This window comes from Marinicrinis lubricantis, from assembly GCF_042658665.1.
Lineage (GTDB): Bacteria > Bacillota > Bacilli > Paenibacillales > KCTC-33676 > Marinicrinis > Marinicrinis lubricantis.
In genome coordinates, this window is record NZ_JBHSQV010000180.1 from 42484 (window position 1) to 63355 (window position 20872).

Sequence of the window (20872 nt, forward strand, 5' to 3'; positions counted from 1 at the left end):
AAAGGAGATACAACGATGTCTCAATCTAACGAAAAACAATCCGCCAGCGAGTCCCGTATCGCCGATTTCCCAATTAATCCACTCTTTACGCAGCGCTGGTCACCCCGGGCTTTCAAAGAAGAACCCATTCCCGAAGAGGTGCTGCTCAGTCTATTTGAAGCGGCTCGGTGGGCTCCTTCCGGCAACAATCTTCAGCCATGGCGCTATATTGTAGCGCGTTCGCAGAAAGACCGCGAGCGATTTCTCGGCTTTATCAATGAATTCAATGCAGATTGGTGCAAACGGGCTCCAGTCTATGCACTGCTTGTCAGCGAAAAGCAAAATACAGAAGGCAAGGTCATCAATAGCCATGCTTTTGACGCTGGCAGCTCTTGGGGATATCTGGCGCTTGAAGCTGTCAACCAAGGTCTCGTTACACACGCCATGGGCGGGTTTGACCGTGTGAGGGCTAGAACAGAATTGAACATCCCCGAAAGGTTTGAACCTCAAATTGTCATCGCTATCGGTTACCAAGGCGATCCTAGAATATTAAATGAGTCTCAGCGCCAGCGAGAACAGCCTAACGGCCGCAGAACTACCTTGGAATGTTTGTTCGAAGGACAGTTCGATCTAGCTTTCCAAATGAATACTTAGGCTTACAAGATAAGAAAGCCCTACCGGTATGATTGCCTGGATACCATCTTCCAGATTGTAACGGAATAGTCTAACTGGGTTCCGGCGACATTATTAAAGGCTTCAAACCATATCTTCCGAGGAGGAGTTACGAATGGCTAAACCGGACAACCGTGCCGATAATGTGGAACGTCTGCAAAGCATAGTTGACCATACGGTCCAAAACTTGGAGGAATCCAAGGACTATGTACAAGCCCATAAGGACCACATGAGCCAGGAACAGCTTCAAGACATTCAGGCTAAAAACGCCCGCAGGGAACAAAGCCTGGAAGGGCTTCGGGGAGAGCTTAGGGATGAAGCAACGGATCAATCGCAGCTGAACAGCTAGCGAGCGGCCAAACAAAAAGAGAGAGGAAGCACGCCTCGGCGACTTCCTCTCTCTTTTTCTTCATCATCGAAAATAATCTCATATTTCTTACTGCATTGGTGAACTTTGAGTCCTGCGGAAGGAATACTTAGGCTTTGGATGAGTACTCCATGCTATGACCTAAAGATCTTCTCTATTCGTTCGTAAGGAATGCGCTTTGAAGCTTCTCCCTCTACTATTGTTTTTGGATGATTCTTGGAATCGCATATTCCCAGAAATCGCGTGCGATGAAGCTGTTTTCAAATTCAGATTTGGCTTCCTGCTCCAGTTGTTCAGTACCCTCTTTCTGGTATCTAGAGCTGATATGCGTCAAGATCAGAACACCTACCCCTTGCTGCATAGCCATTCTGGCTGCCTGCTTGGCAGTAGTGTGATAATATTTATGCGCTAAGTCATCCAGGTCTCCTGCAAAGGTAGCTTCATGAACGACCACATCCGCTCCGCTGCAAAAACGGGCAGATCCTTCGGTTATTCGGGTATCTCCCATGATCACAACCGTTCGTCCCGGGATAGGCGGACTCGTGTACTCGGCGGCTTCAATCCGAGTGCCATCCTCAAGCGTGACATCGTTGCCTGACTTGATCGCAGCGTAGAGAGGGCCAGGAGGAACGCCGGCCTCCGAGAGCTTCTCGTGAAGCAGCTTGCCAGGACGCTCCTTTTCCTCAATGCGGTAGCCGTAACTGTCGATCCGATGCTCCAACTTTGCCATTGTCACTCGAAATTGATGATCCTCGAACACCAGTTCACGATCCAGTTCCGAGATTATCAGATCATAGTCTAAATGCGCTTCGCTCAGCGAAAGAACTGTTTCGATATATTTCTTCACCCCCGGAGGACCATATATTTCAAGAGGCGTATCCCCTCCTTGATACGATCTGCTGGTTAACAATCCAGGCAGTCCGTATATATGATCTCCATGCAGATGGGTAATAAAGATTTTCTCCAAACGGCTTAATTTTAGCGGGGAACGCAGGACTTGATGCTGCGTTCCTTCTCCGCAATCAAACATCCACATGGTACCTCGTTCTTCATACAGCTTGAGGCAGATCGATGTCACATTCCGTTCACGTGCAGGCATGCCTGCACCGGTACCTAAAAAGTAAAGCTCCATTGGCAAGCTCCTTTAACCTTTAACGTGTCCTCTCTCAGCTTCCCCACAATCAGAGCCGCTGATTCTCTGTTTACTCCGCTTTATCCACATTAAAGTATTTGGCTTCCGGATGAGCAAAGACCATCGCCGATACCGAAGCTTCTGGCTCCATCATAAAGCCTTCCGTCAGCTCCACCCCGATATCCTCCGGCTTCATTAGCTCAAAGAGCGGTTCTTGGTCCTCAAGGTTCGGACAGGCTGGGTATCCGAATGATACACGGATTCCTTGGTATCTTGCTCCATGGCGCTGCTTCATCGTCATTTGCGGCGGGTCAGGGAAACCCCAAATATCTCTCATCATGTGATGAACCCGTTCCGCAAACGCTTCGGCTGTCTCCAGCGCAACCGCTTGAAGCGCGTGAGAGCGCAGGTAATCCCCTTTTTCCTTCCACTGCTCGGAAAGCTCACGAATTCCTTTTCCTGCCGTCACGACGAGAAAACCGACATAATCCATCTGACCGCTGTTCTTGGATTTCAAGAAATCAGACAGGCACAGATACGGCTCTACCTGCTGCCTCGGAAAAGTAAAGGTTTTGAGGATCTTGCTTTGGTCCTCTGGATCATAGATAATGATGTCATTTCCATCCGACTGGGCCGGGAAGAATCGATACATCCCGTGCGTCTCTAAGATCCCTTGCTCCATTGCTTCCTGCAGTATCCGATCCACCGTCTCTTTCAACTGCACCGCCTTTGGATCGCCATCCTCAAGGAGCTTCTCTACATTCCCCTTTAACCCAAGATGATGGCCAAGCAGCATCTGGAAGTTGATATACGGGACCAAATGCGAAACCGGATAATTTCGCAGCACGTGGCGTTCACAATCTGGAGGAATGAATACCGGAGCATCCTTAGAAATATTGGATTCTACCGCCCTGCTCAACTGTGGAAGCGCCTTTTTGCCGGACTGAGCCACGTCGGAGTTTTTCTCATTGCGCAGCTCCTCGATCATTCGCTCGCGAAGCTCTGGATTCATAAGCTGGTTCGCCAAATCTAATCCGTTCATCGCATCCTTTGCATACAGCACGATGCCGTCATACTCTGGACCAATTCTTGTCTTCGTAAACTTTCGCGTCAATGCCGCTCCGCCTACCATCACAGGAACATCAATACCTGCCGCCTTCAAATCCTGCACCGTCACGACCATCTGCTGTGCAGATTTCACCAGCAGTCCTGACAATCCTATGGCATCGGCTTTTTCTTTTTTATAGGCTTCGATCAGCTGTTCAGGCGGTACTTTAATCCCCAAATTGATAATCTGATAGCCGTTGTTCGAAAGGATGATTTCCACCAGGTTTTTACCGATGTCGTGAACATCCCCTTTGACCGTAGCCAGAATAATTTTCCCTTTAACGGATGTTTCGGTTTTTTCCATATACGGTTCCAAATAAGAAACCGAAGCCTTCATCGCCTCTGCGCTTTGCAGCACCTCAGCAACGATCAGTTCATTATTGTTGAAGAGCCGTCCAACCTCTTCCATCCCTTTCATGAGCGGTCCATTAATGATTTCCAATGGCTTATATTTGGATAATGCCTGTTCTAAATCTTCATACAGGCCTTCCTTACTGCCCTCAATAATGTAATTAGCAAGCCGCTCTTCGAGCGTAAGGTTCGATTGCTTTTCCTTCTTCTCTACCTTCTTCTCGCGATAAAATGCCACGAACTTGGCCAGCGTCTCATCCGACGTATGGAAAATTAAATCTTCAGCGAGCTGCCGCTCTTCCTCAGGAATCGAGGCGAATCGTTCCAGCTTCTCTGAGTTGACGATCGCGTAACTGAGCCCTGCCTTCGTACAATGGTACAAGAACACGGCATTCAGCACTTCTCTCCCTGCTGGCGGCAGACCGAAGGAGACGTTGCTAAGACCTAAAATGGACTGCGTATCTGGCAGCGCTTCTTTGATTAATCGAATCCCCTCAATGGTCTCCAGCGCAGAGCCAATATACTGTTCGTCCCCCGTCCCTACTGGGAACACGAGGGGGTCGAAAATAATATCCTGCGGATTTACCCCATATTTATTGACAAGCAGATCGTAAGATCTTTTAGCCACTTCCAGCTTATCTTGACGCGTAATGGCTTGGCCTCGCTCATCAATTGTTCCTACGACGACTGCAGCACCGTACTTATGGATAAGAGGTACGACATTTTCGAACTTTTCTTCCCCATCCTCTAGATTAATAGAGTTAATTATGGCTTTCCCCTGCGAATATTTCAGGGCCAGCTCGATCACTCGAGCATCGGTCGTATCGATCATGAGAGGGGCTTTGACTTTCTTCACCACGAACTGCAAAAATTGCTCCATATCGTATGCCTCGTCACGATCTGGATCCTGTACGCAAATATCAATGACATGAGCGCCGCTTTTCACTTGGGCCCGGGCAATTTCTGAAGCTTCCTCGTATTTCCCTTCTACGATCAGGCGTTTAAACTTTCTTGAACCAAGAACGTTCGTCCGCTCACCGACCAAATACGGACGGTTCGCATCCTCCACATAGACAGTATCAATACCGGAGATGGCTGGTTGATGCGATCCTGACATCGTCCGCGGAGCATGTTTTGCCATCGCCTGTGCGATGGCACGGATATGGTCTGGTGTCGTTCCGCAGCAGCCGCCGGCAATATTCAGCCAGCCCTGTTCAGCGAATCCTTCCAGCTTGCGAGCCAACGATTCCGGCGATTCATGGTAGTGTCCATTCTCATCCGGCAATCCCGCATTCGGATAACAGCTGATGGCAGTCTGTGCCACATCCGACAATGTTCGGATATGGTCTCTCATAAACTCCGGTCCCGTCGCGCAGTTCAATCCAATCGAAACCGGCTTCAGGTGCTCCAGCGAGATGTAGAACGAATCGATCGGTTGACCCGCCAGCGTTGTTCCCATCGGTTCGATCGTCCCCGAAATCATGATAGGAAGTGTCGTCCCTGTCATATCAAACGCCCTGCGAATCCCAATACTTCCAGCCTTTACGTTCAATGTGTCTTGCGAGGTCTCAAGCAAAATCGCATCGACCCCCGTCTCAATTAAGGCGATGGTCTGCTCGCAGTACGCTTCAACTAGCTGGTCGAAGGTAACCCCGCCTGTTACCGACAACGTCTTCGTCGTCGGCCCCAATGCACCCGCCACGTAACGGGGGTGGTCCGGCGTGGAATATTTACGAGCTGCTTCCACCGCAATTCTACCCGCAGCCAAATTAATCTCTTTCGCTTTTTCCGGTATATCATATTCGGCTAAAACGACACTCGTCGCCCCAAATGTATTCGTCTCAATAATATCAGCACCGGCTTCCAAATACGCTTCATGGATACTGCGTATCACATCCGGTCTCGTTAGTACGAGCATTTCGTTGCAACCGTCTAACTGCTCTCCGCCAAAATCTTCTGGCTTAAGGTCGGCTTGCTGAATCATGGTTCCCATCGCGCCGTCGAGCACGAGAATTTTTTGCTGCATTCTTTCCTGTAATGTTGGTTTCATCTAGATCCGCCCCCTGGCCGCTTTCTTTTCTATAATACGTGAAAATGGTAGTACCTACGCATAATTTACCTACAAGTCTAACAGAATGTTCGTCAAATTACTATCCTGTACATGAATTTCGAATTAATCCTAGCTGTTTAATGTGAAATAGCATCGACATCCATCACGGAATCTTCTATAATAGATACAAATTCATCGCATGATCTATCCGGGATCATATGGAAGTTGCAGGATAGTTCATTAAAAGGAAAGTAGGGATTGTTGTGGCAGAAGTCAGAATTCGAAATACGGATGAACGCATTCAAGGCGAAGAAAAGGTGAGCGCGTTTTTGGCTGAACAAGGAGTCCTGTACGAGCATTGGAATCCTTCCAAGCTGCCGGCAGAGCTTCAAAACAAATTTGTATTATCCGATGAGGAAAAGCAGCAAGTACTCGAAACGTATGATACGGAAATCCGGGATTTAGCATCCCGCCGCGGCTACCAAACTTGGGATATCATCACATTATCGGAAGCTACGCCGAATCTGGATGAGCTCCTTAAAAAATTCGAGCAGGTTCACACCCATACAGAAGATGAAGTTCGTGCCATTACGGCGGGCAAAGGCATCTTCATCATCAAAGGCAGTGATGAGGTCGGATATTTCGATGTAGAATTAGAAGCTGGAGATGTGATCTCGGTACCGGAGAACAAGCCTCATTTCTTCACACTCATGGACAACAAGCAAATCGTTGCAGTGAGACTGTTTATTGAAACGGAAGGCTGGATTGCCCATCCTTTCCAAGATCCTTCTTTCAAACAATCATAAAAAGATTTCTACCGAAGTTCATTCTTAAGGCGAGGCTTGTCCTCTCCTTCATCAATTAATCCCCTCGGTCAACGAGGGGATTTTTACATCATTGAAGATACTTCTGAATATCAAAAGAAGCCGCTATGACGGCAGCTTCTCTTTGTTCACTAGGAACCGATTATGAATTCAATTGAGTTAAAATGGAATGAAGTTCGCTTAAATGTTTAATTTCATAGCTTGGGACAATTTCATCCGTACGCTGCTTCCCGTCTCGATTGATCCAGACAGACGTTATCCCGACGCTGTTCGCTCCCTTAATATCCGTCGTCAGTTTATCCCCGACCATGATCGCTTCCTTCGGCTGAACTCCTACCTGCTGCATCACATGCTCGAACAGCTCCGGTGCAGGCTTTCCTTTTCCAAAGTTACCGGAAATCATAATGAAATCGAAGTATGGAGCGAGTTCAGGAACCATCTCCAGCTTCTCTCCCTGCAGATCCGGCGAACCATTCGTTAGTAGGACCAGGGTGTATTGCTGTTCCTTCAATTCTTTTAAAATGTGATAGGTTTCCTCATACGTGTAAGGGCGCTTCCTACGCTCCGCTGCGAAATGCTCTCCTAGCTCGTAACCTAAATCAGCATCCTCAATGCCCAGCGCTTTGAGACCGTTGGTCCAAGCGTTTTTACGATATTCGGGTACGATTTTCTCCAGTTTACGAAACATTTCATGCTCTCCACCAGTAAAATTGCCCCACAATCCCTCAAACGGATTAATACCGATACTTTGCGTGAACGGAAATGTTTCATATGTCTCATACAGCGCACGAGCTTCTTTTCTCACAGCTTCTTCGAGAACATCCTTCTGCAATGTAGGATACTTCTGAACTGCTGCATCACAAGCTGACTCAAATGCTTCCTTCACACTACGGTCATCCCACAGCAATGTATCGTCTAAGTCAAACCATACCGCCTTAATCATCATCGATTCACCTATTCCTATTGTTTTAAATCAAGTACCTGAAACGGTTTCATTAACGTAGGCAATTGAATTTTTCGCCGCAAACTCTTTCAACGCCCCATCCATTTGTTCAATGGGATATAAATTCCACGTTGCGGAAAAACCCCATTTTGACTTCTTTCCTTTTAATGCGATCGAAATATTTGTTTTTGAGACCGTGATCGCTTCAATTTCAGAAGGCTTCAGGAAAATTTCTCTCCCCATTCTGCGCGTGGAAATGTAATTGCGGGCAACGTTTAAGTAAGGCCTGCGGAAATAATAAAATACCGCAAGAAGTGCATACATGCTGATGGTAAACCAGAACATACCGTCCTTTTCAGCCACACGGCTGTAGCTTAGAAAGAACAAGACGGCGACCCCGAGCAATAGCGAAGGAAGCACAATACTTCTTCCTTTAAAGGTTACATAACCGTCCTCACTGTTGGATAATTGCGGCCTACCCGTTTTCTTGCGCTTTTGATTCAAATCCTTTGTGTTTTTCTCGACCATACGCTTCCATTTGCGTGCCAACGATCATTCTCCTCTGCCTTTAAATATGTAAAGATACTTCTGCGATAAACAGAAGCATCCTCGTATCGATAATTATTGTTTAATGGATGAATCGTCATCTACAATTTCAATGCGATCCAGCTGCTGTCTAACGGATTCTCTAAAAATTTTTAAATATTTATTTCGAAGATTAGCCTGCTCCTTTTGCTCTTCAGCGGTCAGGCCAACCGATTTCTTTTTTCTTGCCAATTCGTTAATGCGTTCGATTAATTTGGGTTCCATAGCTGCGTTTCCTCCTATTCTCATTAATACTTTGACATCCCTCGAGATCGTTGTCAAGCTTGTCTTCTATCCACATTTTCCAAGCCGTGACTTAGATTAAATCTGCTGATAATAAAAAAACGCCCTGCGGCGTCTTATCCTATCTGATGCTATGAATCCAGCACAAAACGGTTCTTAAAATACTTCTAAACTATAGATTAACGCTGTGCTCGATCTCAATCCTTCAACGACTTCTAAGATACGGGCTTCAAAAAAATGTACAGTATCATAGTTCAGGAGTATATCCAATAGTTGCCCCTGCCCAATAAGAACATACATTCCTATTCCGTAAAATAACTCTTATTACGATATTGGAACCAACAAGATTTGACCGACCATGAGCAAACTATTGTCTAAATCGTTCAACTTACGCACTTCATATATGAATTCATCGTGACTCATATGTTCCGGCGCATGTTCTGCAGCGATACCCCACAGCGTATCTCCAGGCTGGACAACGACTTGCTTCGGCTCCTGTGTCATGACCTCATTCGCACTGCCCGGGTTCACAGCATAAGCTATTGCATTGTATGTAAAGCTCACAAGGATAACGGCAAGAACGATAAGCAGTCCTAATCTAGCAGCAAATCGTTTATATGAAACAATACGACGATGTGTTGTCGATTTAGCGGATACAGAGCTGTAATGCATAGATTGATAATACATAAGATAACGACCTCCAAACATTTGTTCTCGTTGCTAATAATATAACAAGAACACATGTTTGTGTCAATACTTTTTGAGAACATATATTCTGTTTTTTGAGAATAACGAACTCATGTTTGTGCGAACTCCGGTTCTGTGGTATAATTTTCTTTAATATATATCGTATAAAGTGGAGTGATGGAATTGACCAAGCTATCCAGTCGGCAGCAAGCGATTCTGGAATTTATCAAAACCGAAGTAAAAGAGAAAGGATATCCGCCATCCGTACGCGAAATTGGCGAAGCCGTTGGATTAGCCTCCAGTTCTACCGTTCATGGACATTTGGAGCGACTTGAGAAGAAAGGCTTAATTCGAAGAGATCCGACGAAGCCTAGAGCAATTGAAATTCTTGGAAGTGAAGAAGAAGGAGCCAGCGATTTCTCATTTGCTGTCAGCCGCGTTCCCCTAGTCGGTAAGGTGACGGCTGGAACACCGATTCTAGCAACCGAAAATATTGAAGAGTATTTCCCGCTTCCTGCTCATTTTGTTGGAGATAATAATGTATTTATGCTGAGTGTTATCGGAGAAAGCATGATCGAAGCGGGCATTCACGACGGAGACTATGTCATTGTCAGACAGCAGCAAACGGCATCCAACGGTGAAATTGTTGTTGCAATGACAGAGGATGACGAGGCAACGGTTAAACGATTTTATCGGGAAAAGGATCATTTCCGACTTCAGCCTGAAAATTCTGCTATGGAACCTATTCTCTTAAATCATGTCACTATTCTTGGAAAGGTCATTGGTCTTTTCCGCGACATCCACTAATCAGCCTGTGCCGCAGGCTGATTTTTCTTTATCCATTAACATCAACTATCAACTGATGCAGCCTATTACCATCCAGCCTGAATCAATCGCCGAAGGAATGTACATCCCTCCGGCGATTGATTCATTATTTTAAATCACGAATGTCAACGATCGGTTCCACACCAAAGCTCTGAGACTCAAGGTATTGTAATAAACGAGAGGCTGCATCCGAAGGCGAAATGAGCTCGCCCATCTCATGCATCTTCACAAATCTTGAATGACTTGGAAAGCGCTCCTCTCCCGCTCCGCGAATGAGTGCCTGCATGTCGGTATCGATGACTCCAGGTGCCACAGATGCGACTCTCGCACCATGCTTGATCTCATCCTGCTCCAGCTTGAGACAGCGGGTGAAATGATCGAGACCGGCTTTTGCGGCGCAATAAGCGCTCCAACCCGCGTAAGGTTTGCGCCCCGCACCAGAAGATATTTGCATGACACGTTTGTCTGCGGAAATGGAAGCCGTTATTCGCAGCAGTGCCGATGTTAGTAATATCGGTGCAGTTAAATTAATCGCGATATGCTGCCCAACGGCACCCGATTCATTCATATGCGCAGGACCAATCGGCTCCAAGACCCCTGCATTGTTAATGAGACGGATTTTGGCTATGTCATTAAGCTGCACTGCGCCCAAGCATTTCTCCAAAAACGACTCAGACTCCCCCTCTTCCGAAAGCAAAGCTAAATCCTTCTCCACCCAATCCAATAGAACTCCTTCGTTTTCCGCTTTAGCCCTTAGCCTATCGTTAGTCGTACGCGAAATACAAAGAATTCGATTCCCAGGCTGAAGCAGCTGCGTAACGAGCGCCTCGCCCAATCCACGGGAGGCTCCCGTGACAATATACAAGTTTTGCACCCTTCACTCCACCTTTACTCTTAAATTCTAACGCTATTTAATCCATTTCATAGATGATCTAAATACCGAATTTGTAACTACATATGGATCGATTGAACCGTTCGATACAACAAGTAGTCTTGATTAAAGCTGCTGAAGGTATTAAGAAATTGATTCAGTACTAAAAAAATCCCCTGGCATGTTACGCGCCAAGGGATTTCTCCTCTTAATACAATGTCATGTACTGATCGCGTTCCCATTGATGCACTTGGGTGCGGTACATATCCCATTCAATTTCCTTCAATTCAAAGAAGTGAGCGACAGCGTGATCTCCGAGCGCGTCGCAAATGACATCACTCGCAATCAGTTCATCCAGCGCTTCCTTCAAGGACATCGGCAAGCTTGGAATGCCTTCTTGAATTCTTTCTTCCTCCGTCATGATGTAAATGTTGCGATCGGTAGGTTCAGGCAGCCTTGCTTGATTTTCGATACCGTCCAATCCTGCTCTAAGCATAACAGCCAGTGCCAAATACGGATTGGCCGCAGGGTCTGGGTTCCGTACTTCTACGCGGGTGCTGACCCCTCTGGATGCTGGAATCCGGATCATCGGGCTTCGGTTGCTGGCGGACCATGCTACATAGCAAGGAGCCTCATAACCTGGAACCAGACGTTTGTAGGAGTTTACCGTTGGGTTCGTAATTGCAGCAAATGCACGGGCATGCTTCAAAATTCCTGCCATGTATTGGCGTGCCGTTTGGCTTAAGCCCAGCTTATCGTTCTCGTCGTAAAACGCGTTGCCTTGCTCGTTGAACAATGATTGATGGCAGTGCATCCCCGATCCGTTCACACCAAACAATGGCTTTGGCATAAAGGTCGCATGCAAATTATGCTTGCGGGCAATCGTTTTGACTACCAGCTTGAAGGTTTGAATCTGGTCAGCCGCTTTAATTGCATCGGCATATTTGAAGTCAATTTCGTGCTGTCCAGGTGCAACCTCGTGGTGGGATGCTTCAATTTCGAAGCCCATTTGCTCTAGTGTGAGCACGATTTCACGGCGGCAGTTCTCTCCCAAATCCGTCGGAGCGAGGTCAAAGTAACCGCCTTGGTCGTTCAGCTCCAATGTCGGGTTGCCTTTTTCATCATTCTTGAACAGGAAGAACTCTGGTTCAGGCCCAACATTCATCGAAGTAAAGCCCATCGCTTCAGCAAGCTTCAAATTCCGTTTCAAAATACCGCGAGGGTCACCTGCAAACGGAGTGCCGTCAGGCATATAAATATCGCAGATGAGACGAGCGATACGATCTTCCGTTACCCAAGGATAAATGAGCCAAGTATCCAAATCCGGGTATAAATACATGTCAGATTCTTCAATGCGCACATAACCTTCAATCGACGAACCGTCGAACATCATTTTGTTGTCCAGTGCTTTTTCCAATTGGCTTAAAGGAATTTCAACGTTTTTGATCGTTCCCAGCAAATCTGTAAATTGCAGCCGAATGAAACGTACATTCTCTTCTTTCGCAATACGAAGAATGTCTTCTTTGGTATAACCCACAATATCCTCTCCTCAATAATGTTAGAATGTCGATTAGTGTGTTAGGAATTATTTATGAAAGAATCGTGATAGTTCACCCTGAATCAAAGATACTTGACCTGGACGTTTTTCCAACAGCTGGCGCTTCAAAATTTTATGAAGCTGCGAATCGGACATTTCACGGCGCTTAGATTCCGTCTGTTCATTGATGACGGTTGCTTCTTCCGAATCCTTCTTGACCGGATTAAGCACCTGCTTAATTCCTGCGATGTTTACACCTTTTTCAATTAAATTCTTAATTTCCAGCAATCGTTCCACATCGTTGAAAGAAAACAGACGCTGATTTCCGCCTGTACGTGCAGGCACAATCAGTTCGTGCTGTTCATAATAACGAATTTGACGCGCGGTCAAGTCCGTCAGCTTCATAACGATACCTATCGGAAACAATGCCATATTTCTACGAATGTCACCACTCATCACACATCAACCTTCCAGTTTGTTTGTGATACTGACATTGTATCCTTTTTACAAAAACGTGTCAATGTGTGTGAAGTTTTATTACAGACCTTGTTCTAAGGTAATACGCTCAACCGCTTGCAGTACGGCCAGTTTAACATGGGAATAGGTTAAACCTCCCTGCATATATGCAATGTACGGCTCACGGATCGGCGCATCCGCAGATAATTCCAAGCTTCCGCCCTGTACGAACGTACCCGCTGCCATGATGACGGGATGCTCATAGCCCGGCATATCCCATGGTTCGGGATTGACATGGGCGTCGACTGGTGCGGCATGCTGAACCGATTGGACGAACTGGATCAATTCGCTTTCCGTTTGGAATTGCAAGGCTTGAATCAAGTCGGTTCTCGGCTCGTCCCAGCGCGGCCTCGTTTCATAGCCCATCGCCTCAAATACTGCGGCCGCAAACACACTTCCCTTCAGAGCTTGTCCTACGATGTGCGGCGCGAGGAACAAGCCTTGATACATCGAACGAAGTGTATCCAGCATCGCGCCTACTTCTCCGCCGATTCCAGGTGCGGTTAAACGAAAGGCAGCTTTCTCGACCCATTCCTTTTTTCCTGCGATATAACCGCCTGTCAGTGCCAAACCTCCGCCAGGGTTTTTAATGAGAGAACCCGCGATCAAATCAGCACCAACCGAGGTCGGCTCAGAGAGCTCGGTAAATTCACCGTAGCAATTGTCCACGAAAATGATAAGGTCGCTGCGAATGCTTTTCAGCCTTTTCACCATATCGCCGATCGCATTCACTGTAAAGGAAGCTCTCCAGGAATACCCTCTTGAACGTTGGATTCCAATGACGCGCGTATTGGGCGAAATCGCCTTTTCTACACTCTCCCAGTCGACTTGACCCGCTTCATCCAGCTCAATACAGCGGTAGCTGATTCCAAAATCCGCTAGCGAGCCTGTACCGTCGTCCTTCTTCCCGATCACTTTATGAAGCGTATCATATGGCTTACCCGTAATGTAGAGCAGCTCATCCCCCGGCCTAAGCACACCGAATAAGGCTGTGGATATCGTATGCGTGCCCGAAACGAAATGCGGACGAACTATAGCGGACTCCGCATCAAACACATCCGCATAGACTTCATCGAGCACCTCTCTGCCTCGATCGTTATAACCATAGCCCGTTGATCCTTGAAAGTGGTAATCGCTCACCCGATGACGCTGGAATGCCCGGATCACCTTCCACTGATTGTGGTCAGTGATTCGGTCTAATTCCTTGAACGCCGGCCGTATCGCCTCCTCTGCTTCTTCTGCAATCCGCAGGGTTTTGTCATTCCACTCCATGCTGACTTGACTCCTCTCCCAAGCTCACGGCACTGCTGTCAGCATCAATTTTATATGCTTCTAACATGTAGCCGTTCTTCTCCATTTCCTGTTTCGAAGGCTTCACATAAACGAAGGTATGATCTTCCTCGGTTACCTGCTTTACGACTTCCCCAAGCCGATAAGCAGTGGACAGCAATTTTCCGTCATGTACCGGCAGCCTATACCCGATAAGGCCGCTACTGAAATAATCTTGAATCGCCAGCTTGATTTTTTCTAAATCGTCTGGGTTCAATGCGCTGACCTTTAAGCTGCCTTCTCCTGCCGGTATCAAACCAAAATCGCCCTCATCGATAAGATCCATTTTGTTATAGATCATCAGCTGATCTTTCGTATGCGCGTTAAGCTGCTGCAGCACGTCTTGAACCACTTCAATCTGCGTATCCTTGTTCGGGCTGGACGCATCCACAACATGCAGAATGAGATCTGCTTCAAGCACCTCTTCCAGCGTAGACTTAAATGCCGCCACAAGATCATGAGGTAGATTTTGTATAAACCCAACGGTGTCCGTAAGCAAAATTTCTTTTCCGCTCGGTAGCCTCAAGGCGCGAGAAGTCGGATCAAGCGTCGCGAACAGCTGATTCTGCACATACGTATCGGCGCCAGCCAACTGATTCAGTAAAGTCGATTTCCCCGCATTGGTATAACCGACGAGGGCTACCTGTTCGATTCCCGTTTTTTGTCTGCGTTTGCGGTGCAGCTCGCGATGACGTCTCACCTGATCCAGCTGACGTTTTATATCTCGGATTCGCGTACGGATGTGCCGGCGGTCAATTTCTAATTGGCTCTCGCCGGGACCTCTTGTTCCGATACCGCCACCAAGTCTCGACAGATTCTTGCCATGTCCGGACAATCTCGGCAGCAAATAGCTGTGCTGAGCAAGCTCAACCTGCAGCTGACCTTCCTTCGTGCGTGCTCGCTGTGCAAAGATATCGAGAATCAGCTGCGTCCGGTCAATGATTTTCATTTGCAGCATTTCCTCTAAATTCCGAACCTGCGCTCCGGAAAGCTCCTGATCAAATATCGCGACCTGAGCCTCATGCGCGGCTGCCAATTCGCGAATTTCGTTCACTTTCCCCTTGCCAACGTACCATTTCGCATCCGGGCGTTCCCTCCGCTGTGTGGTCTGCGCGACAACTTGAACCCCTGCTGTTTCTGCGAGCTGCTCAAGCTCCTTCAGCGATACCTCACTGTATTCCTCTTCCGGCGTAATGAGACTGACTAATATGGCCCGCTCCATTTCTTTCCGGTTATGTTCTTCATGCATCAATCGCTTTTCATCCTTTCTCCTGTTCAATCGCTAATGGAGCACTGTCATACATCAGAGGGGCGACTGCCGTTCAATTCTATGGATAATCTTCTCGTTCGGTATCTTATTCTTTTTCAAATCTAAAATCCTCCGGCTTAAGCAGCATCAGTTCCTGCTTTCCGGGAACTCCCGAGTGCTGATCCAGCAGTCTCACCGCTTGATAGCGGATTGCTTTTTCGATTTGATTTCGGATATACCGCGCGTTGCTGAACGAAATCGTACCCTCGGCTTTAATGCCGCTTAAATGCTGCTTTATTTTCATCAACGATTGAGGCATAAGGGTGTAGTCTCTTTGTTTGATCATCAGCTCACAGATTTGAATCAGCTGATCCACCGAATAGTCGGGGAACTCCACCTGAATCGGAAATCTCGAAGGAAGACCAGGATTCGTCTGCAGAAAATCCTCAATTTCCACAGGGTAACCAGCCAATATCAAAATAAACTGATTTTTGTGGTCCTCCATCGCCTTGACTAATGCGTCGATCGCTTCCTTGCCAAAATCCTTCTCTCCCCCGCGTGCCAAGCTGTATGCTTCATCTATAAATAGAATACCACCCATTGCTTTTTTTACAAGTTCCCGCGTTTTTAGTGCCGTATGTCCAATGTATTCCCCAACCAAATCTGCTCGTTCTACCTCTACTAAGTGCCCCTTCTGCAGCACGCCCATCGTCTGAAACAGCTTCGCAATAATTCGCGCCACCGTCGTCTTGCCTGTTCCCGGATTCCCTTTAAATATCATATGATAAACGTGTGATTCGACATGTAACCCTGCTTCCTCCCTATACTTTCTTATCTGCAGCAGGGCATAGATCTCATACACCAATTCCTTTACTTTTTCGAGTCCGATCAATTTATTCAATTCCGCAAACAGCTCTGCCGGTTCATCCTTCCGAGGCATCGCTTTATCCCGCGCAGCAGTGACTGGTTTGGGTTCTTGTTTTATTTTTTCGGGCTGATTCAACACGATTTGGATTTGGCGCGTTTTCTTTTGACTTATTTTGATGTCGGTATCTACAGTATGTTCCTTCATGCCTCACACTCCTAAACTTTAGAAGCTCAATAATTCATATATACGCAGGGTAAAAATACAAAAGCACTATTCCCGCCAAGTCTTTTGAGAAGAAATCGCGAGAAAAGTGCTCGTATGGTTCAACTGTACATTGTTCAAATTGTCAAACCGCCTTTGAGAACGATATGGTCCCTACTGTATTCTTTCCGCCAAGCTGCATTCTCATCTGATAATACGTTAAAAATCGGTCCAGCTTCTGACTGATTGCAATGACATGATCATCCAGCATGCTTCCTTTAATCTCCGCCAACTCCACCATTTCCGAGCGCAGCCGCTCGATTGTTTCCATCAACTGCTTTTTTTCCATCTCTCAAACTCCTATAATAAATATGACAACGATAATGATTGTAACCCTTCGAATCTGTAAATTGCTGTCGCTTTTAGTCACGGGTTGTGACAGATTTGTGACATTCGTCAACTTCTAACAAGGAGCAGCAAAATGAAGCATATTCAAACGAAAGAAATTCGAAAAATTTTGACTCCGGCATCAGGATTTCTGTCGGGTTATACACATACGCTGAACCCATACTCCGGCTGTGCATACAGCTGTTCGTACTGCTATGTCAGATCATTTCCGCATGCAATATTCCGGGGAGAGCCCTGGGGAAGCTGGGTAGACATAAAAGCGAATGCGCCCGAGCAGCTTCAGAAGGAATTAAGAAACGCGAAGAAAAAAGGCCCCGTCACGATCTTCATGTCGTCCAGCACAGATCCATATCAGCCTAGTGAGCACCAGCATGAAATCACGAAACGAATACTCGAAGTATTTGCAGAGAATCCTCCCGATTTCTTATTCCTGCAGACAAGAAGTCCGTTAGTTCGCAGAGATCTCCCTCTCTTAGAGAAGCTTCGAGACCGAATCAGAGTCAGCATCACGGTGGAAACAGATTTGGAGGACGTAAGAAAAAGGTTCACACCGGAAGCGCCGCCAATCCCTGCACGCCTGCGCGTGCTAAAAGAACTGACCAACGCAGGAATTCCGACCCAAGCAGCCGTTTCCCCGCTTCTGCCGTCCTCGGACTTTTTTCCTGCTAAGCTTGCTGGTGTTACCGGCCGTGTCGTCATCGACGATTACTACATGGGTGACGGAGCACAAGGAAGACGGACGAAGAAGCTGCATATGGAGCAATACTATACCGAAGAGGAGCTGGATCGCTGGTTTCACCCAGAAGCGTACCTTCGGTTCCGTGAAAGCTGCCTGAAGCACTTTTCGGCCGAAAATGTAAAAATCAGCCAGGAAGGCTTTCTTCCCGGCTGAGATCGATAGAACGGAATTGTGAGATTATTTTGTCCGCAGCAATATTTCTTAAGAAGCCTGTGTGATTCCGTTAACGATTTGGATCAGTGCGTCTTGGATTGGGGCAGCTGGACGACCCAACAGTTTTTCGAAATCATCACTCTCTACTTCCAGTGTGCCTTCTCGAATCCCTTTCTGAATGTTTAGAAGGAAGGGCAGGAGGAATTCAGGAACACCCGCGCTTTTCATGATATCGGCATATGTCGCGTCATCCACTTGCTGCACAGGAACTTCCTTGCCAAGCACGGTGCCAAGAGCAGAAGCCAGTTGTTCTTGACTCATTAGCTTGCCCGAAAGCTCATAGATCGTGTTCTCATGTCCGGTCCCCGCCAATACGGCAGCCGCTGCTTCAGCGTAATCTTGCTGCAGCGCCCAACCTACCTTTCCGGATCCTGCAGATGTCACCCAAGGAGCTCCAGCCATCACACCTTGGATGCTGGATATTTCATTTTCCAAGTACCAATTGTTGCGTAAAAAGGAGTAAGGAATGCCTGTTTTTAAAATGACTTCCTCTGTTGCCTGATGAGTAGGCGCGAGGAAATTGCTGCTCTCCTGGGCATTGGCAATGCTGGTATAAGCAATAAATCCAACACCAGCCCGCTCTGCTGCGTTTACGGCAGCGGTATGTTGGCGAATTCTTGTGTCGTTGTCTCCATCCGCGGAAATAATTAGTAAACGATCGATCCCTGCAAATGCAGCATCCAATGTTTCAGGACGGTCAAAGTCTCCTTGACGAACGTCAACTCCACGCGAACGCAGTCCTTCCGCTTTCTCCGGATTGCGGACACTCACAGCCAATTGGCTCGCTGGCACAGATTTCAATAACGTATCTACCACTTTGGTTCCTAATTTTCCTGTAGCTCCTGTAACTAACATCTTCATTTTTTTATTCCTCCCAAATTTTTTAGAATTTTGATGTAATCGAATAAGTTATAACAAAATCAGTTACAACATAGATGTAAAATAAAAGCTCTTCATCGAGCTCTCATTTACTTGAAATGATTGACGAGTTGACTCAACTTGGTTTGTCCCAGCCTGTGTTCCATCGCAGCCTGAGCCTCGTTCAATTCCGACAGAAGGACTCTCTCAATGTTTCGTCCAACGGGGCAATGCTCATTCGGATCCTCATGTAGACGGAATAATTGATCCTCTTCAATGACATGTACCGCCCGGTAAATATCAAGAAGCGTGATATCCTCCGGTTCTTTGCGCAGCGCAGCCCCTCCAACACCGGGACGCACTTCCACGAACCCTGCCTTTTTCAGCATACCCATAATTCTACGAATTATGACAGGATTGGTATTCACACTGGAAGCAATGAAGTCTCCCGTACATTCATTCGAACTGACTGCAATTAAGGAAAGAATATGTACAGCAATTGAAAAACGAGTGCTAATTTGTTTCAAGTGAACCACCACCGTTGTAACCATTATAGTTACTACGAATCACTATGTCAATATATGAGCAAGAACTGGTTCATAGATCAATGTAAAGGTTTACGTGGTCCAAAGCAAGTAAGCAAAAAAGAGTATACCGAGGATCATGATGATCGATTTCACAAACAGACGAACCGCTTCGTTTTGATTACCGAGAATAAGAGCTTTCCGAAACTGATACAAAAAATATATACAATTTCCGCTTGCATAAATGATCCATAAGATATAGATATAGCTCATATTTATATTCATCAAAAGCCCTCCTCGCTTCCATAGGTATAATCGGCAGCGCATCTAGCTTTTCAACTAAAAATACTCAAACGAAAAAAATCAGCCAAGAAAGTGTCTTCCTGACTGATTTGATCATGAGCTTGATTCTATTTTATGCTTTATGCATCGATCCGATGAAGAACAAATTGTCCGATCTGCTCATCCTTTTGTGCTGAAAGCACGAACGAAAAGCGGTCGAGACTCAAACAAAGGTCAAAGTCCTCCTTCGGTGCCGAAGCCTCCCCATCCAGCCTCATAAAGCTGTAGGTTTGGCTATCATACCGAAGAAAATGGCGAATCCGCTCAAAATCTACTTGCCGCTGAAGCAGTCCATCCCGAATGTATTCCGCACACAACGTGTCTTCATCGGCAGGTTCCTCTCCACCCCAGCCCATGGCAACGAGTGAGACATTTTGTGGCCGCCGCTGCTGTATATAACGTATGATCGCTCCGACATTGACGAAGCTGCCGGTCACTATCTCATCTGACTGCACAGCATTTACGATCCCTTGTGTACCGGCACTGGTCGTATGTACGACCGTTTTTCCGTGAAAGTTCACATTCAGTACCGCAGCGGGGGAGTTGCCGTAATCGAATCCCGGCTGAATTACACCTCCCCTTTCACCGATCAATATGGAGTCGCTCCACCTTTTCTTCAATTGATAAGCTGTCTCTAAATCACCGACAGGAATCATTTTATCTGCTCCGTTACCCATTACGTAACACGCTAAAGAAAAAGCTCGAAATACATCAATGACGACCGTCAAGCCCTTTGCCGCTTTAGCCCCTTCAATTCCATGCAGTATATCCATGTTCATTGCTTCAAGCACCTCCTACACCGTAACAGCGATTCTATGTAAGTTCCGATTCAGTTCCAGGCAGTAGAATCCCTTCCTTGACCGCGTTCTCGATCAACCGAAGAGCGAAATCATGCAGTTGAACCGAGGCGTCCTTCATCACGGATGCTCTGTGAATCACTTGATCCGCTGTGACTCCATGCTTTCTCCATGAGGCCCCTTTCGTGTACACATTTTGCAGCATCGGCTGCAGTCTGTCCATCACCAAAGCATACCGTGCCTCTGGAGTTTGTCTGTCCTCATATTCCTTCCACAGCTCATAATATTCCTTCTGCTGATCTTCCGGCAGTATAGAGAACAACCGTTTCGCCGCCTTTTCTTCCCTTTCAAGCTTATCCTGATGTCCTGTTACATCATAAGCGAAAGTATCACCTGCATCGATTTCGACTAGATCATGTACGAGCAGCATGCGTACCGTCCTCAGAAGATCCAATTCCTCATCCGCGTATTCCGACAACAAAGCGGCCATGAGGGCAATGTGCCAAGTATGCTCCGCATCGTTCTCTCTCCGATGCTCATGGACAACGTATGATTGTCTTAAAATGGTCTTCAACTTGTCGATTTCGACTAGAAAGCTCATCTGCTGCTGCAGCCGCTCCAGCTTATCCATGCTTTCCCTTCCTATCCTTATGTA

23 protein-coding genes are annotated in these 20872 nt (G+C 46.8%); 5 read left to right on the forward strand and 18 right to left on the reverse strand.

Annotated features, from left to right (window positions below; all coding sequences use genetic code 11):
- Positions 1–15 precede the first annotated feature (15 nt).
- Together ACFPXP_RS18420 and tlp are read left to right on the forward strand one after the other, a co-directional pair.
- A complete protein-coding gene (locus ACFPXP_RS18420; RefSeq protein ID WP_379895853.1) occupies positions 16–633 on the forward strand; it encodes a nitroreductase family protein in 618 nt (205 codons plus the stop codon).
- A gap of 133 nt (positions 634–766) precedes the next feature.
- Positions 767–1000 carry a small acid-soluble spore protein Tlp gene (gene tlp / locus ACFPXP_RS18425; RefSeq protein WP_379895854.1) on the forward strand — a complete coding sequence of 78 codons (234 nt, stop codon included), beginning with the start codon at positions 767–769 and terminating at the stop codon, positions 998–1000.
- A gap of 214 nt (positions 1001–1214) precedes the next feature.
- Here the strand turns inward: tlp and rnz are convergent, their stop codons facing one another.
- Entirely contained in the window at positions 1215–2150 is a 936-nt protein-coding gene (gene rnz / locus ACFPXP_RS18430) for a ribonuclease Z (RefSeq protein WP_379895855.1), read from the reverse strand.
- 70 nt (positions 2151–2220) lie between these two features.
- Entirely contained in the window at positions 2221–5658 is a 3438-nt protein-coding gene (gene metH / locus ACFPXP_RS18435; RefSeq protein WP_379895856.1) for a methionine synthase, read from the reverse strand.
- 263 nt (positions 5659–5921) lie between these two features.
- Between metH and ACFPXP_RS18440 the strand changes: the two genes are divergently transcribed.
- The gene (locus ACFPXP_RS18440) at positions 5922–6464 is read left to right on the forward strand and encodes a 1,2-dihydroxy-3-keto-5-methylthiopentene dioxygenase (protein WP_379895857.1); all 543 of its coding nucleotides are present in this window, start codon (positions 5922–5924) and stop codon (positions 6462–6464) included.
- 160 nt (positions 6465–6624) lie between these two features.
- Here ACFPXP_RS18440 and ACFPXP_RS18445 read toward each other — a convergent pair whose 3' ends face one another.
- The 4 genes from ACFPXP_RS18445 to ACFPXP_RS18460 all read right to left on the reverse strand — a co-directional run bounded on the left by ACFPXP_RS18445 (position 6625) and on the right by ACFPXP_RS18460 (position 8940).
- Positions 6625–7428, reverse strand: coding sequence for an HAD family hydrolase (locus tag ACFPXP_RS18445; RefSeq protein ID WP_379895858.1), 804 nt, complete (start codon positions 7426–7428; stop codon positions 6625–6627).
- 27 nt (positions 7429–7455) lie between these two features.
- A complete protein-coding gene (locus ACFPXP_RS18450; protein ID WP_379895859.1) occupies positions 7456–7974 on the reverse strand; it encodes a hypothetical protein in 519 nt (172 codons plus the stop codon).
- A 72-nt stretch (positions 7975–8046) separates the two neighbouring features.
- Positions 8047–8235, reverse strand: a complete 189-nt coding sequence (locus tag ACFPXP_RS18455; protein ID WP_379895860.1) for a DUF896 domain-containing protein — start codon at positions 8233–8235, stop codon at positions 8047–8049.
- 342 nt (positions 8236–8577) lie between these two features.
- A complete protein-coding gene (locus tag ACFPXP_RS18460; RefSeq protein ID WP_379895861.1) occupies positions 8578–8940 on the reverse strand; it encodes a LysM peptidoglycan-binding domain-containing protein in 363 nt (120 codons plus the stop codon).
- Positions 8941–9123: 183 nt separating this feature from the next.
- On the opposite strand from ACFPXP_RS18460, the gene lexA reads away from it, so the two are divergent.
- Positions 9124–9747: a transcriptional repressor LexA gene (lexA, locus tag ACFPXP_RS18465; protein ID WP_379895862.1), complete on the forward strand. Its 624-nt coding sequence runs from the start codon at positions 9124–9126 to the stop codon at positions 9745–9747.
- A gap of 124 nt (positions 9748–9871) precedes the next feature.
- On the opposite strand, the gene ACFPXP_RS18470 is transcribed toward lexA, so the two are convergent.
- The 7 genes from ACFPXP_RS18470 to ACFPXP_RS18500 form a co-directional block, all read right to left on the reverse strand.
- Entirely contained in the window at positions 9872–10639 is a 768-nt protein-coding gene (locus tag ACFPXP_RS18470; protein ID WP_379895863.1) for an SDR family NAD(P)-dependent oxidoreductase, read from the reverse strand.
- Positions 10640–10844: 205 nt separating this feature from the next.
- Positions 10845–12173, reverse strand: coding sequence for a type I glutamate--ammonia ligase (glnA, locus tag ACFPXP_RS18475; protein WP_379895864.1), 1329 nt, complete (start codon positions 12171–12173; stop codon positions 10845–10847).
- Between the two features lie 48 nt (positions 12174–12221).
- The gene (locus ACFPXP_RS18480; protein WP_379895865.1) at positions 12222–12629 is read right to left on the reverse strand and encodes a MerR family transcriptional regulator; all 408 of its coding nucleotides are present in this window, start codon (positions 12627–12629) and stop codon (positions 12222–12224) included.
- A gap of 81 nt (positions 12630–12710) precedes the next feature.
- Positions 12711–13961 (reverse strand): methionine gamma-lyase family protein, encoded by a 1251-nt coding sequence (locus ACFPXP_RS18485; protein WP_379895866.1) that lies wholly within the window; start codon positions 13959–13961, stop codon positions 12711–12713.
- Entirely contained in the window at positions 13948–15267 is a 1320-nt protein-coding gene (gene hflX, locus ACFPXP_RS18490) for a GTPase HflX (protein ID WP_379895894.1), read from the reverse strand. The genes ACFPXP_RS18485 and hflX overlap by 14 nt, the downstream gene beginning before the upstream one ends.
- Positions 15268–15373: 106 nt before the next feature.
- Positions 15374–16339 carry an AAA family ATPase gene (locus ACFPXP_RS18495; RefSeq protein ID WP_379895867.1) on the reverse strand — a complete coding sequence of 322 codons (966 nt, stop codon included), beginning with the start codon at positions 16337–16339 and terminating at the stop codon, positions 15374–15376.
- Between the two features lie 142 nt (positions 16340–16481).
- A complete protein-coding gene (locus ACFPXP_RS18500) occupies positions 16482–16685 on the reverse strand; it encodes an aspartyl-phosphate phosphatase Spo0E family protein (RefSeq protein ID WP_379895868.1) in 204 nt (67 codons plus the stop codon).
- Positions 16686–16817: 132 nt separating this feature from the next.
- Between ACFPXP_RS18500 and ACFPXP_RS18505 the strand changes: the two genes are divergently transcribed.
- On the forward strand, positions 16818–17636 hold the full coding sequence (locus tag ACFPXP_RS18505; protein WP_379895869.1) for an SPL family radical SAM protein: 819 nt from the start codon (positions 16818–16820) through the stop codon (positions 17634–17636).
- 48 nt (positions 17637–17684) lie between these two features.
- Here the strand turns inward: ACFPXP_RS18505 and ACFPXP_RS18510 are convergent, their stop codons facing one another.
- The 5 genes from ACFPXP_RS18510 to ACFPXP_RS18530 form a co-directional block, all read right to left on the reverse strand.
- On the reverse strand, positions 17685–18557 hold the full coding sequence (locus ACFPXP_RS18510; protein WP_379895870.1) for an SDR family oxidoreductase: 873 nt from the start codon (positions 18555–18557) through the stop codon (positions 17685–17687).
- A gap of 107 nt (positions 18558–18664) precedes the next feature.
- A complete protein-coding gene (locus tag ACFPXP_RS18515) occupies positions 18665–19081 on the reverse strand; it encodes an Rrf2 family transcriptional regulator (RefSeq protein WP_379895871.1) in 417 nt (138 codons plus the stop codon).
- Positions 19082–19171: 90 nt separating this feature from the next.
- On the reverse strand, positions 19172–19363 hold the full coding sequence (locus tag ACFPXP_RS18520; protein ID WP_379895872.1) for a hypothetical protein: 192 nt from the start codon (positions 19361–19363) through the stop codon (positions 19172–19174).
- A 137-nt stretch (positions 19364–19500) separates the two neighbouring features.
- The gene (locus tag ACFPXP_RS18525) at positions 19501–20199 is read right to left on the reverse strand and encodes a 2-phosphosulfolactate phosphatase (protein ID WP_379895873.1); all 699 of its coding nucleotides are present in this window, start codon (positions 20197–20199) and stop codon (positions 19501–19503) included.
- A 34-nt stretch (positions 20200–20233) separates the two neighbouring features.
- Entirely contained in the window at positions 20234–20848 is a 615-nt protein-coding gene (locus ACFPXP_RS18530) for an HD domain-containing protein (RefSeq protein ID WP_379895874.1), read from the reverse strand.
- Positions 20849–20872 lie beyond the last annotated feature (24 nt).

What these genes read in the sequence shown, in the direction of transcription:
- ACFPXP_RS18420 (WP_379895853.1), top strand. Translation starts at nt 16, where the DNA reads ATGTCTCAATCTAACGAAAAACAATCCGCCAGCGAGTCCCGTATCGCC.
- tlp (WP_379895854.1), top strand. Translation starts at nt 767, where the DNA reads ATGGCTAAACCGGACAACCGTGCCGATAATGTGGAACGTCTGCAAAGC.
- rnz (WP_379895855.1), bottom strand. Translation starts at nt 2,150, where the DNA reads ATGGAGCTTTACTTTTTAGGTACCGGTGCAGGCATGCCTGCACGTGAA.
- metH (WP_379895856.1), bottom strand. Translation starts at nt 5,658, where the DNA reads ATGAAACCAACATTACAGGAAAGAATGCAGCAAAAAATTCTCGTGCTC.
- ACFPXP_RS18445 (WP_379895858.1), bottom strand. Translation starts at nt 7,428, where the DNA reads ATGATGATTAAGGCGGTATGGTTTGACTTAGACGATACATTGCTGTGG.
- ACFPXP_RS18455 (WP_379895860.1), bottom strand. Translation starts at nt 8,235, where the DNA reads ATGGAACCCAAATTAATCGAACGCATTAACGAATTGGCAAGAAAAAAG.
- ACFPXP_RS18460 (WP_379895861.1), bottom strand. Translation starts at nt 8,940, where the DNA reads ATGTATTATCAATCTATGCATTACAGCTCTGTATCCGCTAAATCGACA.
- ACFPXP_RS18480 (WP_379895865.1), bottom strand. Translation starts at nt 12,629, where the DNA reads ATGAGTGGTGACATTCGTAGAAATATGGCATTGTTTCCGATAGGTATC.
- ACFPXP_RS18485 (WP_379895866.1), bottom strand. Translation starts at nt 13,961, where the DNA reads ATGGAGTGGAATGACAAAACCCTGCGGATTGCAGAAGAAGCAGAGGAG.
- hflX (WP_379895894.1), bottom strand. Translation starts at nt 15,267, where the DNA reads ATGCATGAAGAACATAACCGGAAAGAAATGGAGCGGGCCATATTAGTC.
- ACFPXP_RS18495 (WP_379895867.1), bottom strand. Translation starts at nt 16,339, where the DNA reads ATGAAGGAACATACTGTAGATACCGACATCAAAATAAGTCAAAAGAAA.
- ACFPXP_RS18500 (WP_379895868.1), bottom strand. Translation starts at nt 16,685, where the DNA reads ATGGAAAAAAAGCAGTTGATGGAAACAATCGAGCGGCTGCGCTCGGAA.
- ACFPXP_RS18505 (WP_379895869.1), top strand. Translation starts at nt 16,818, where the DNA reads ATGAAGCATATTCAAACGAAAGAAATTCGAAAAATTTTGACTCCGGCA.
- ACFPXP_RS18510 (WP_379895870.1), bottom strand. Translation starts at nt 18,557, where the DNA reads ATGAAGATGTTAGTTACAGGAGCTACAGGAAAATTAGGAACCAAAGTG.
- ACFPXP_RS18520 (WP_379895872.1), bottom strand. Translation starts at nt 19,363, where the DNA reads ATGAATATAAATATGAGCTATATCTATATCTTATGGATCATTTATGCA.
- ACFPXP_RS18525 (WP_379895873.1), bottom strand. Translation starts at nt 20,199, where the DNA reads ATGAACATGGATATACTGCATGGAATTGAAGGGGCTAAAGCGGCAAAG.
- ACFPXP_RS18530 (WP_379895874.1), bottom strand. Translation starts at nt 20,848, where the DNA reads ATGGATAAGCTGGAGCGGCTGCAGCAGCAGATGAGCTTTCTAGTCGAA.